The sequence below is a fragment of the Lishizhenia sp. genome (assembly GCF_057456495.1).
Genome location: NZ_JBVCPV010000068.1, coordinates 1 through 13,993, shown reverse-complemented (window position 1 = coordinate 13,993; position 13,993 = coordinate 1). Strand labels below are relative to the sequence as shown.

9 protein-coding genes are annotated in these 13,993 nt (G+C 38.1%); 4 read left to right on the top strand and 5 right to left on the bottom strand.

Annotated features, from left to right (window positions below):
• On the top strand, positions 1–420 hold a 420-nt coding region (locus AC22ZQ_RS06725), incomplete at its 5' end, for an OmpA family protein (RefSeq protein ID WP_318958015.1).
• Between the two features lie 96 nt (positions 421–516).
• Here the strand turns inward: AC22ZQ_RS06725 and AC22ZQ_RS06720 are convergent.
• Both AC22ZQ_RS06720 and AC22ZQ_RS06715 read right to left on the bottom strand, forming a co-directional pair.
• Positions 517–2,040: an Hsp70 family protein gene (locus AC22ZQ_RS06720; protein WP_318958014.1), complete on the bottom strand. Its 1,524-nt coding sequence runs from the start codon at positions 2,038–2,040 to the stop codon at positions 517–519.
• Positions 2,041–2,043: 3 nt separating this feature from the next.
• Complete coding sequence (locus tag AC22ZQ_RS06715; RefSeq protein WP_318958013.1) at positions 2,044–3,738, bottom strand: hypothetical protein; 1,695 nt, start codon at positions 3,736–3,738, stop codon at positions 2,044–2,046.
• A gap of 38 nt (positions 3,739–3,776) precedes the next feature.
• Between AC22ZQ_RS06715 and AC22ZQ_RS06710 the strand changes: the two genes are divergently transcribed.
• Genes AC22ZQ_RS06710 through AC22ZQ_RS06700 form a run of 3 tightly spaced genes read left to right on the top strand, consistent with a single transcriptional unit; the run spans position 3,777 to position 9,452 of the window.
• Positions 3,777–7,070 (top strand): DUF4573 domain-containing protein, encoded by a 3,294-nt coding sequence (locus AC22ZQ_RS06710; protein WP_318958012.1) that lies wholly within the window; start codon positions 3,777–3,779, stop codon positions 7,068–7,070.
• Positions 7,071–7,073: 3 nt separating this feature from the next.
• A complete protein-coding gene (locus AC22ZQ_RS06705; protein ID WP_318958011.1) occupies positions 7,074–8,081 on the top strand; it encodes a hypothetical protein in 1,008 nt (335 codons plus the stop codon).
• Positions 8,082–8,093: 12 nt separating this feature from the next.
• On the top strand, positions 8,094–9,452 hold the full coding sequence (locus AC22ZQ_RS06700; protein WP_318958010.1) for a hypothetical protein: 1,359 nt from the start codon (positions 8,094–8,096) through the stop codon (positions 9,450–9,452).
• Positions 9,453–9,456: 4 nt separating this feature from the next.
• On the opposite strand, the gene AC22ZQ_RS06695 is transcribed toward AC22ZQ_RS06700, so the two are convergent.
• The 3 genes from AC22ZQ_RS06695 to AC22ZQ_RS06685 form a co-directional block, all read right to left on the bottom strand.
• A complete protein-coding gene (locus AC22ZQ_RS06695; protein WP_318958009.1) occupies positions 9,457–10,734 on the bottom strand; it encodes a hypothetical protein in 1,278 nt (425 codons plus the stop codon).
• Between the two features lie 11 nt (positions 10,735–10,745).
• Positions 10,746–12,893, bottom strand: coding sequence for a tetratricopeptide repeat protein (locus AC22ZQ_RS06690; protein ID WP_318958008.1), 2,148 nt, complete (start codon positions 12,891–12,893; stop codon positions 10,746–10,748).
• A 6-nt stretch (positions 12,894–12,899) separates the two neighbouring features.
• Positions 12,900–13,993: hypothetical protein (locus tag AC22ZQ_RS06685; protein ID WP_318958007.1), on the bottom strand; the 1,094-nt coding region annotated here is incomplete at its 5' end.

Here is a 13,993-nt window from a genome sequence, read left to right as displayed (position 1 = left end):
GTAGGATTACGTTATTCTACAGATCTATATGCTGATTTCGAAATGGAAGAAATCATCATTAACAAACCTATTGTCTTAAACAACATTTACTATGATTTCGACAAATGGAACATACGTGCAGATGCGACTCCAGTTCTAGATAGTTTGGCTAAAATCTTAAAAGATAATCCAAACATTGAAATTCAATTGGGATCACATACGGATGTGCGTGGTAAAAGATATTACAACCAATACCTATCTAATAGAAGAGCCAAGTCTGTTGTAGACTACCTCATCAGTAAAGGTATTGATCCAGATAGATTAACTTGGAAAGGCTACGGTGAGAGTGAACCGATTAACAAATGTGTCGAAGGTGTGTATTGTTCAGACATCGAACACGAAGAAAATAGAAGGACAGAATTTAGGGTCGTCAAACAGTAGGTTTAGCGTTTGATGAACTGTTCTTCCATTAAATGGCTCACTTAAAAAAAGCCCTGTGTATGCGCGCAGGGCTTTATCTTTTCTTTAAAAATCCTATTAAACAGAGCCTATAATGATGGTTGAATTCACAAGTGCCTTCTGACGCGTAAGTGAACCTCCCCCCTCTTCATCATCTCCAAATACTTTTTCTATTTCCATCCCTGAATTAGGATCAACTGCTCTAAACCAAACCGTACCATCTTTCCTATTCTCTATTTTCACATTAATCGGGTAATTCGCCTGATTGGAGGGCAATGGACCTATTACTAAGTTTCCAAGGCTTTGTTCCTCTTCCCCCTTTTTTAGGTACTGAATAATTTCCAATCGCATACGCTTTTGATCTTCACTTGTCGTGTAATACGTTTTCTCCTTTATAGAAGGCAACGGCATATTTTTCTTTACCAAGTTATCAATTACTACTCTTCCTGTTTTTGGATTCATAGCACGAACTCCTAAGTTATAACCTGTTACCCCTCTTAATTCAGGTGGTATTTCATAATCAACTTTCTTCCCAGAAAGCTGAACAGCATGTAAAGCTGCCCCAAATGTCACAGCCTTCATAGGTTCGTGAGCATGTATCTCTTGATGTTCTCCATTAAACAAGGCTTTCAGACGTTTTTTAATAAAGGGAATCATAGAAGACCCTCCTACTAAAATAACCGTATCAACATCTACATTATCTATCCCAACACTTTTAATACAACGCTGTACAACTTCCTCAGTTTGTTCAATTAGGGAGGTAATAGCTTTTTCAAAACCTTTACGAGAAATGTGCACTTCCATGGAATGCTTCCCAAGCACACATACTTTCTCCACGAACGTTGTTCCGGGTACAGAGAGCTCTACTTTAATTTCCTCAGAAATTCTTCTTAAATGAAGCAGCCCTCTAGCATCAAGAACGAGGTCATAACCAAGCTCCTCTTTAAACTGCTCAAGAATTATTTGACCAATAGCCTCATCAAACTCTTTTCCTCCAAGTTCTGTTAAACCATCCTTACCCATTACAAAAATTCCTTCTGCATTCATGGTCAAAACAGAAACGTCAAATGTACCTCCACCTAAATCATAAACGAGTATGGTCTTGTCGTATTTCTTATTCATTATCCCATAGTGCATAGCCGCAGCAATAGGCTCTTCCAAAAGTGCTAACACCTTTAAATTAATCAAAGATGCAGCATTCAATACACATTTACGTTGCTTATCATTAAAATGGGCGGGCACAGTAATTACAGCACCTTCAACGGGTTGAGAAGTATAGGTTTCCGCATCAATCATTAATTTCTTTAAGATCAATGCTGCCAAACTTTCGGGATACCAAGGCGTTTGATCACTATCGATATACAACGGTTTTTTTTCACCAAAACTTCTCTTAAAAAACCGAATTACGGGTAAACCTGGATTCTGCTCTAATCGGGCTTCAATTACATTACCGATGTAGGCAGTGTCTCCATCAATATGGACAGCCGAAGGAGTGTGAAATAAGTTCTTGTTGGAATTATCAGGAAGTAATATTGGCTCCCCGTTACGACCTACTGTCGCTGCCAATGAAAAGGTTGTACCCAGGTCAATTCCTATTAACATATATTAAAGTTCAAGTTTTAAAAAGTTCTGTTTGAGTTCTGTTCCCAAGCTACTTAAATCTGTTGTTATTTTCGCTTTTTGACGTTGCGATTCTTTTAATTTTTTATCGAAAGTTTCCAAGGTTTGAATCTTACGTTGTGTCAGATTAGTTTCTTCGGAAATACTTTCAGATCTATCTTGTTGATAATTCTTTAAGTCTATTTCTAACTGACGTAAAATCTCAGAAAATTGATTTTTAGCATGTGAAAAATACTTTGACTTCCAATCCTTTTCTATTGTTGAGAAAATTCTTTTATATTCAGCTTTCAGCCACTGCGAAACCTTTTTCAACTCTTCAGCTTCTGTTTCTTGTTTCTTTTTCTGTGCACCTTTAATGGCAAAATATAATCCTCCTGCAAGCGCTAAAATAATAATAGCAATAAACCACCATTGCTGCCAAAGATTCATATCAGGTATTACTCTACCTAAGATCCCGACCATCATGATAATTATCATATACGGCTGTCTCACCGCACTAAAGAAACTCATAAAACCTTTCTTCAGAGGTTTGGCTTCATGTTGTTTATCAAACCTAAATTGATCATTCAACATTAATTGAACATCGGCCTTACTCAGCTTTTGTACCGCAACATTAAAATTGCTTAAATCATTTTCATCAAAGGAGTGATTAACCTCGTCTATGGTTATATCAAGATAATCGTTCAGAGAAGCTACATCATGCTGTAAATGCTCTTCAAATCCTGCCCTCGCTTGTGTTTCCAATTCAACCAAAGTAGCGCTGGGCAACATGTATTTCGTTTCTCCTCCCGCAGTTACCTCTTCTAACTGATGGATACCATCTATTTGATCGACGATAAATGCATAAAGCGAACCGGGTTGGTTTTTAGTAAGCTCCCCAAAACGCTCGTTAATACCATTTTCAAACTCCGAAAAACTTCTTTGTAAATTAGATTTTAAACTCGAGAATAAATTTTGCCCAACACGCTGAGCACCCATTTTCTTGAGCTTCATGTGATCATTTTGAACGGATATCTTTCTGGCGCTTAAATCTTTATATTCATTTTCTATAGTAGACTCTATTGCACTAAGTATTTTACGGGTACCCAAATTCATTGCAATAAGGTTAACCAAATCAGCTTCCTCAATAAATTTAGCAAGGTGCTCGGCAAGGTTTTGATCCTCATCCACAAGATTTACCCTCCACGTCATACGAACGATTTGGGATTTCGCCCAACGTTGAAACTCCTTACTTCCTCCCGCTACGAAAGTTAAAGATGATTCTTTCGCAAAGCGTTGAAAATAATAGCTTAAATCCTCTTTGTCTTGACCTTCTGGATTACATAAAATCACTTTCAATAAGTACGGTAAAGACTTCGTACTCTTTGCAGGAAAATGCTCTTCGTCATGTAATCTGTAATTAATCTCACCTCGATCTATCTCTATTTTTCCCTTTTCCTTAAGCTCTTCCAGCTCAGCAGATGAAAAATCTGAAATTAATCGTTGAACTAAAGCTATCTCTTTTTCTTTGTCAACAATCAACACATCTATTCTTAACTTACTTTCCTCCGAAGTGCGCCAAAGATCTTCAATGGGTTGAAATAAATAATTAGCATTATTTTGGATAGAGATATCCTCAATTAACTTTTTTATTTCCTTATGAATATTTCGTAGTTTTGTTAATGACGAGGTTGCCTTCATAGCGAGTCTTTTACACAAAAATAACAATACATCTGAATATGGCTACTACTAGAACCAATACGGGTACTGCATCTATTTTAGAAATGAAGCAGAACGGATACTCAGTGAGTGATCTTAAAGATATTTACACTGTTGAGGAGTTAAGAAATCACTATTCTTTCACAGAATTACGAACCGCGTATTCGCTGGATGAACTAAAACCATCTTTTGATGCTAGCGAGATACATGGGGAAGTTGACGGTACTGAGGTTAAAGGCGTTTATTCTCCAGAAGAACTCCATGGTACTTATTCTGTTGAAGAATTACGTACAAGTCATAGTGCAGCTGAACTTAAAGATGTATACAGTGTAGAAGATCTAGCCCAAGCCTACAGTGTAGAGGAATTACACAGCGTTTTCGAAGCCAGTGAATTAAAAGGCAGTCTATCTGTAGCCGAAATGCATGGTGTTTTCTCTGCAAGCGAATTACATGGGGTGTACAAAGCTGAAGAATTACACGGTATTTACAGCGCACAAGAACTGCATGGTGTTTATTCCGCAGATGAGATTCACAGAGCATATAGTCCGGAAGAAATTCATGGGGTTTACACACCTGAGGAAATCCATGGGGTTTATAAAGCGGATAGTTTACACGGCATATTCTCAGCCGAAGAACTGCATGGAGTATACTCACCAGAAGAAATATACAGATCATTTAGCCCTCAAGAAATTCATGGGGTATACACCCCTGAGGAAATTCATGGGGTTTACTCCGCCGAAGATATCCAAGGGGTATACACCGCTGAAGAGATTCACGGGGTATACTCTGCCGAAGAAATTCACAAAGCATATAGTCCAGAAGAAATACATGGAATATACACTCCTGAGGAAATTCATGGGATCTATCAAGCCGATGAGATACACGGGATTTACGCCGCAGATGAAATTCACGGGGTTTACACTGCTGAAGAAATTCACCGTTCGTATTCAGCAAGTGATATTCATGGAGTTTATACCGCAGATGAAATTCATGGCATTTACTCTTCCGAGGATATACATGGAGTTTATACACCAGAGGAAATACATGGAGTTTATTCGGCTGACGAAATTCACAGAGAATATTCTCCTGCAGAAATTCACGGAGTTTATACCGCTGAGGATATACACGGGGTATACTCTGCTAAAGAAATATACGGCATCTATTCTGCCGAGGATATACATGGATTCTATCCAGCGGCTGAAATTCATAGAGTTTACACCGCCGAAGACATACACGGAGTATACTCAGCCGAGGATATTCATGGGGTCTATTCTCCAGAAGAAATTCACGGAGTTTATACGGCAGAGGATATTCACGGAGTTTTTAGTGCCGAAGAAATATATAGATACTATTCTCCCGCAGAGATTCATGGAGTGTATACAGCTGAAGACATTCATGGAACTTACTCTGCTGAAGACATTTATGGGGTGTACTCAGCTGAGGATATCTACCCGATATATCGCTCTGAAGAAATTCATGGAGTATACAGAGCTCACGATATACACGGAGTTTACGAAGCAAGAGATATTCATGGGGTGTACGAAGCCCATGAAATTGTTGGAGTGTATACTGCTGAAGATATACATGGAGTTTACACCCCAAAAGAAATTTACGAGGGAGGCTATTCTGCCGATATGATTCATGGCGTCTATTCACCAGCTGAAATTTATGGCGTCTATAAAGCAGAAGATATTTATGGAGTCTATACCCCAGAGGAAATTCACGGGGTATACTCAGCTGCAGATATTCACGGAGTTTACTCTGGAGAAGATATCCATGGCGTTTATCCTGCCGATGAAATATACGGATACTACACCGCAGATGAGATTTACGGTCATTATTCAGCAAATGAAATATACGGAGTCTACAAGGCTGAAGATATTCATGGGGTGTATTTTGCCCAAGACATTCATGGAGTTTATCAAGCTATGGATATTCACGGGGTGTATATGGCACATGAAATACACGGAGTATACTCACCTGCAGAAATACATGGGGTTTACTCCGCTGAAGACATACACGGGTCTTATACTGCTGAAGAAATTCACGGGGTTTACACTGCTGAAGACATTTATTCATTAAACGGACCAATCTATACTCCTGAGGAAATTCACGGCGTATATAGTGCTCAAGATATTCACGGAGTATTTAGAGCCGTAGACATTTACGGAGTTTATACTGCCGAAGATATTCATGGAGTCTACACCGCCGAAGATATTTATCCCGGAGGACCGCAAGGATACGGTTATAAGGCGGAAGATATTCACGGAGTATATACCGCAGATGAATTACATGGCGTATATACCGCCATAGATTTACACGGTGTTTACACTGCAGATGAAATGAAAGGTGCCTACAGTGTTGAAGAACTTTATTTAGGTTCAGGTGGGCAAGGCGGACCTTTAGACATGTCTGGTTTAGGAGGCGAAGCTCCTGTTTATACCGCTGAGGAAATGCATGGTACCTTTAGCGCTGAAGAATTACACGGAGTATACAATTCCGTGGATTTAAAAGATGTTTACAGCGTTGAAGAGATGCACGGTGTATACGAAGCCCAAGAAATGTATGATGGAAGTGGAGGAACCGATACCGCATTTTCATCAACTGTTGGTCAGCAAGTATTTACTGCTGACGAGATTCATGGCGTATACACAGCTGAGGAAATACATGGCGTATACAGTGCTGATGAAATTCACGGGGTTTATACTGCCGAAGAAATTCATGGGTATTACACTGCCGAAGAAATTCACGGGACATACACACCGGATGAAATTCACGGATATTACACGGCTGAGGACATTCACGGACAATACGAGCCTAGTGAGATTCATGGAACTTATACGGCCGAAGATATTCATGGAGTATACACAGCTGAAGAAATTCATGGGGTTTACGATGGTTCGGAGATACACGGACATTATGAAGCCAATGAAATTCATGATATTTATGCAGCAGATGAGATTCATGGTTCTTATGAAGCAAGAGAACTACATGGGATTTATAACGCAGATGAGTTGAATGGAAGTTATTCGGCATCAGAATGTAAAGAGGGAGGTTATGATGCCTCTGAATTGAAAGAGGGTTACTACAGTTGTGACGAATTAGTAGATGCAGGCTTTGATTGTGGTGAATTGGTAAATGCAGGCTTTGAATTGTACGAATTACAAGACCATTTTAACCTTGAAGAATTGGCCAATCACTTTACAGTTTCTGAATTAGAAAGCTACTATAGTGATGATGAATTAATCGCTGCCGGTTTGAAGGAAGCACCTGCTGAAGACGACTTTGGTGGATTTGGTGATACAATGTGGTAAAATATGATACAGAAATTAATTCTCCTCGTTCTGCCATTGTTTTTGGCCTTCAACCTTTTTGCGCAAGGTTCAGTAAGTGACGTGCTCGATTTAACAAACGAAGCACAAACACTGTACGAGCAAAAGCAATACAAAAAAGCATTCGTTAAGATAAACAATGCTATATCCATTCTGGAAGGACTTGAAATGGATGCTCCCTCACGTGTACTCGATCTAAAAGAGAAGATCAAAACTGAGCTGGACAAACAAAAATCTACAACGGTACAAAGCGATAAACGTGAGCCTACAGCTATTAAAACAAGCCCGAAGAAAAACACATCATACACAGATTCTGCACAGCTTATTATAGACAAATATATAGATGCAACCGGCGGTACTGCTGCCTGGAATAATATTTATGGATTGAACAGGAAGTGGAAGTCAGAATCTAACGGTATAATCGTAATTCTCGAAATGACTCACCTCAAAAATGGTAATTACATTATTACTTCTGAGACAAGTTCTGGAGATTATGATTTTAAATACACCTTCGCTTATGATGGATATAAATCATGGTACAAGATGAGCTCCGTTGACGGAATTAAATACTCTGAAGAAGATGAACAAAAAAACCAAAAAATAAGATCGAAAGATGGACTTAACCCTTACGTTGACTACAAGGAGAAAGGTACAAAAATAACTTATGTAGGTACTGAATATTTCAACAATCAGGAGTGTTACAAACTAAAGGTAAAAAGAGACTCTTTGTACAGTAAAGGAAAACGCATCCCTAACGAAACCCAAATTTGGATCAACAAACAAACTAATTTATTAGTGGGGGAAGAATATCAAATGACGAGCGCTAAAAATGAAGTTTACACCTATACTTATTCAGATTATCGCTGGGTAGGAAACGTTCGAATCCCATTTGTTACAGCCAATAATATAAAAGATAATGACATCCTTACGACGTACGAAGAAATAACCGTACTTACCCCCTCTGAGGTCACTATAAATTTTTCACCGCATTAACTACACTCCAAAATGCCCAAGACTTTTTTCTTACTACTACTTTCCTTAATTCTCGTTTTTCAGGTTCAGGCACAATCTAATTTATTAAAGGCTGTGGAACTCAAAAACCAAGCGCAAACTGAATATAATAATGGCAATTACAGATCTGCGCAAACCAAAATAAACAATGCCATTTCTCTCATAAAAAAAGAAGGAATGGATATACCTGGAGAAATGATTTCACTCCGCAGTAAAATTAACGCTGCAATAGACCAAGAAGCCAAAGACAAAGCAGCTGCAGCCGCTCGAAAAAAAGAACTTGCTGACAAAAAGCAACAACAACTTGAAAGAGCTGCTTTACAAAAAGAAGCTGCAGCCAAACTGGCCAAGGAAAAAGAAATGGAGCGTTACGAACCCGCCATTAGAAGTACACTTGCAAAACTGGGTAAACTGAAAGAAGGAAGAGTGTATATCATTGAAAGGGCTAAGCTCACCACAAGTAGTTCAGAAAAAAGCTACTTTGTTTACTATGGAAATAAATACATGATATTCACTATTCCGAGTGAATATGTTGTCAACAAAATTGATAAATCCACCATCTCCTTTAACTCACAAAACGCCCAACAATTTAATAGTTATGTTACGAATGTTAGGGTGAAAAATAGTTATGGCAAACAAAGTCTATCTTTTCGTAAAGGAATTCATTACAGCAATGTATTCTTAGGTGGTAATGGAGACGAATTGCTATGGCATGGTACACAGTATACAAATTACGATGAAAACGTCCACTATTACTATTATACGACCTTGCTGCATGCAGATATAGAAATGGAACAAAGTTTTGAAAAAGAATATTTTCAACCGTATATCCAAACTGGAACATTAAGCCGTTTGGTGGATTACAATTTTGTTGTAAAAGACTCTCTCACCAATGAATTGAGAGCGAATAGCTTTACACAAAGTAGCCTTAATGGAACGAACAAAGTAAAACTTTCTTTAAAATCTACCAGCTTTACGAATATGCTTTTCGTAACAAAGGAAATCAACTATCAACTCATAGACAACACTGTGGAAGGAAGCTACAGTGGAGGCGGGTACAATTACACCAAAGGTTTTTTATACTACCAACCGAAAAAAAGAACCTCCTACTATGCTTTTGTTCAATTCCCTAATGTTCCATACAGCACCGATGATGTTTTAGGAAAACTTAAAAAATTAGAAGAAGAACTGATCATACCAAAAAGCACTTTCGATAGCTTTTACGATAGTTTTGGCACCTATAGTAGTTCAGATTCTCAATACCGCTATTTCTCTAATAGTGCTTATACTTTACCCTACAACGTACTTAAAGCTATTAGTGACTTAAACCAGAGCAAGGCTTATTATTTATAATAACCTAGTAAGGAATAATAATTCTCAATGTTGAAAAAAGATTAAAAACCGCTCCTTTATAATCTAAGGTTTCTCCATCTCCGTAATCGATGAATTCTTCTCGGTTAAAGATTTCGAATTGACCTGTTACATCCCACACTACAGTCTCAGAAAAATTAGCAGTAAACCCTGTTGTTATGGTAGCCGTCCAAGGTTGAAAACCGTCCTCGTCTCTATATTGATAGTTTCTCCCCATTAACCCCAATCTAAACATCTTATAATATTCATACCCCATAGAAAGCGTTAACATATTATCGAAACTATTACTATTTGGAGCAACCATATGTCCCATTGGACCTTGTTTATAGACTGTAAAATCATTGGAGTAATCTACATAACTCATATCTAAACACCACAGGTTGTCTGTCAAACGAAAAGCCAATCCACTAGTAATTCTAGCCGGCTCCGTTGTAAAAACGGTCATCTCACCCTGTAGGTCATTGGTATACATTGTTTGACGTTGATGCGGGAAAGTCAATGTAAATCCGAAATCAACACCTTCACCGTAGTCTTCGTATAAATCAAACTCACTGTCTGAGGCGTCTTGTGTTGAGGCCCTAAAACCGAATGAATAATATGCACCGCTATACATATAAGCCTCAGTAAATTCATCTTCACTACTTTCGAATCCATATTCAAACTTTTGATTCATGTAATAATCTAACTCTCCACCGTAAACATTATATGTAAAACCAAGCCCTATATTTTCACCAATTCCAAACCCCAAACCGAAAGAAGTTTCTTTTCTTCCTCCACCTTGCACAAATTGTATCGTCTCCGTGGCTGTCGTAAAATTATCATCCTGTCTTTCAATAGTCCATAGTTCCTCAAAAGCACCCACATTTGCTGATTCTCTTCTGGAAAAACTCGGAACAACGTAGAAGTCAGAATAAGTATCAAAAGGAATAGGAACGGCCACAGAAAATTCGTTGAATCCAAATTTCATCTTCGATTCAACCGTAGCATCTTCAAACCCATACACAGAACCGTAGCTAGTTTCAGATAAAGAAGTTAAATTCTTACCCATCCAACCTGAAATATTAATGGAAGAATAACGCAACATTCCCAAAGCACCAGGGTTCCAATACATTGCCGAAGCATCATTTACCACAGCTGTATAAGCATTTCCTAAGCCCGCTGCACGCGCACTAATAGGTCTGCGCATAAGGTCGTTTCCAAAAGTTGTTTGAGCCGTTACACCCAGACTTAAAGCCATAGATGCAAGTAGTAGTTTTATTTTCATCTGTGCCATAATTAAAGGGAAATATTATAAGTTAATCGTGCTCTAATAAGATGTTGAGAGAAGCTATGCACCTCCTTGTTAACAAAACCGTCTCCTCTAAATTCTCCTCTCACCACTGGGTTTTCATACCTCAATCCAAAACTAAAGTCACTGTTGATCCTGTAGGCCATTTGGACTCCTAAATTTCTAGAAAAAGCATTAGGACTAAACATCCCTAAACCTGCAGTACTTCCATCAAACATCACGTTATTCGTTAAGCTTTTGTTGAAGTTTTTATTCCAATTTTCCCAGAATGCAGAGAAGGTAAAATAACTCGTAGTATATTCTAGTTTCACCCCTAACCCTACACCAAATTGACCAACTTGTACCTCTTCTTCTGAACATTCTAAACAAGGTAAACCTGGCTGTACATTGAGCGCAAGCTTTTGAAAAGGAACATATACCGTAAGAAAATCTAATAGAGTTACTCCTAATTTCCCTGAAAACTGTGTAAACTTGGTTCCATTTCTATACAGTCCAAAATAAAGCGTATCTCTATCCACTATTGTTTCACCGGTAGGTTCATAAACATCTCCTTCATTATAAATCTCATAGTCTTGAACTGCTTCAATTTGGTTAAGGTTAAACACAGAGTAAGAAGTGAAATTAAGACCTGCATAAACTCTTAATGGAGGTACAGAGGGAATACGTATTGGAGTATTCAAATCCACACCAAAAGATATAGGTGTAAACACAGATGTTTTAGAATGTTTGGTATAACCCATTCCAGTATCACCGATATAGTTTGTTGACCCAATTTCATCTTCCACTAAGTAGCTGAAGTTGTATAGATCGTAAGTGGTTAAAGAAGTAGCTGCAAAACCAAGTGGTAAATCAAAGTTGAAATCCAGCTCTGTGCCACCTCCAGCACGTTCCCATCTTTGTGTCTGTGCTATTTTTTTATTGATTTCTGCATATTTTTCGGCACTTGCATATTTTTGAGCTGCTCTATAGTAACTAATCGCTCTTTCATAATTGTGCGATTTCCTATTCGATTCACCCACACTAAAATTAAACACATACAATGCGCGTTTAGCTTCTGCAACATACCTTCCATTCGGATAAAGATTTAAATAACGCTGGTAGTCTTTCGAAGCCCAGACTATATCTTCTAGCTTTTCATAAATTTTTCGCTTTAATTCTCTCCCTTCACTGTCCAGACTTTTAATGTTTTCTGCCTTTTCAATAGCCGTTCGTGCCGCTTCCATGTTATCATTATCAAACTCGTAACGCGCTGATTCAATGAATTTCTGATAACGGGCATTATTAATTTTGTTTTTGATTTCGGAACTCTTCGATGAAGGAGCATAAATACTTGCAGTTTCAAATTCTTTTTCCGCAGCAGCGTAGTTGTAATCGCGCATGTAACTTTCCCCTTTTTCCAGGTGGAGTTTGTAGTTAGACCTATCTCTTAAATCAACATCATCCCTCTCTAAAGTCATGTATCGCTTTGCTCTATTTAAGGCCTCTAAAGCTCTTTGATAATTACCCTCGAAATAATGATTTTCAGCTTCCTTTGTTAACCTATCGTAGTTTTCTATATCGTTTTCTATCTCTTGGATAGTATATCGAGAAACACCATTGCTATTCAATCGTTTTGCCTGCTCATACAACCTTAAAGCTTCACGCTTATCACCATCATTTAATGCTTGCTCTGCCTTACTTACTAAGGATGAAGCCTCATTTCTGTTTTTTATTTCGTCTAGTTCGTTCAGTAAACGTTTAGCTTCATATCCGCTCGAATAGGCATCCAACGCACTATTTAAATAACTTCTCGCCTGATCATAATTTTGATTAGAAATACTGGATTTGGCTCTACGGAGGTAATCATCGTATTCCTGCTTTTTCTTCTTTATTTCTGCAGCTTTTTCTTGATTACTTATCGCAGTATTAATCTTTCCTTTTAAATCCGTCATCGCTTTCGGGGCAGGCTTGTTGATACTCTGCAGCTTCCCTATAGCTTGATTGATGTAAGACAGTGCAGTTCTGTAGTCGCCCGATTGATACGCATTATCAGCTTTTGACTTCAGCGACACCGCCTCTTTAATTATCTCTGTTTCAGATTGTGCGATTCCCCAACTCAGTGTAAATCCAAATAATAGTAGTAATAGATATTTCATAGTACGTTATTTCAATGCATTTAACTTATCCTTAGCTTCTTGAATGTTTGGACATTCATTAAGAATATCCTGGTACATTTTCTTTGCATTTTCATATTCCGACTCTCCCGGAGCATATAACATCACAATGGCGTCAGCTTCTGCCATCTTTTTGTAACAACCTTTATAGGCTATTCTCATATTTTTTATTTCCTTTCTCAAAGGAGTAACCTCAGCAGAACCTGGATAAATAGATTTGGCTTTTTGCAGGTAACTCTCTGCTTGATCAAAAGCAGCAATACTAATTTCCTTTTTGGCAGAGTCAATAGCAGATTGAAAAGCCAATTTCATTTCATCCAAATTACCTTTCACTTTTAACCACTCTACGTACAACTCATTATCATTCTTAATCATAGGAACGATTTCATTGTACTGGTTAAAGTAATGTTCAGCTTCAATTAATTCACCTCTATTTTTATGCTCAATGAATTTGTTTTTGAAGTCTTCGACCTCATCCTTTTTCATTGTTTTAACAATATTGAGATACATTTGTGCTTCTTCGTCTACAGAGCTCTCCAGTAGTTCGGTTAAAACTGGTTCTGCCGCACGCCAATCACGACTATCTTCTATCAAAGATTTCGCTTTTTGTAATTCCTTTTGATCATCGTTGGCAAATATTCCACTTGACATTAAGAAATAACCTCCTCCAAGTACAAGAATTCCAATAAATGCATACACCCAAACGATAGGTTTAATACCTCCTCCTGAGCTCGACTTATTGGATTTCGCCGTTTTATGTTTTGTTCCGTAAATTTCAGGTTTCAATTCTTGTTCACTCACATCCTTTACCAAAACCTTAACGGCTTTTTCAAGTGCAACCAGCTCTTCCTTAGCAACTTCAGCAATGTTTCCCGACTTAGAATTAACCAAGTCTATCATTTCCATTTTATGCTGTTGATACTCAGCCACCACCTTATCTCTTGGAGTTTGTAGACTAACCTTCAAAACATTTAACGCTCGCTTAATGGCCTCCTTTTCACTCTCTTCCTGTGAAGGAACAGCTTTCACCTGTGATTCATCAATAGACATACTCGGTAAATCGCCGTCAGAATCACCTTCTC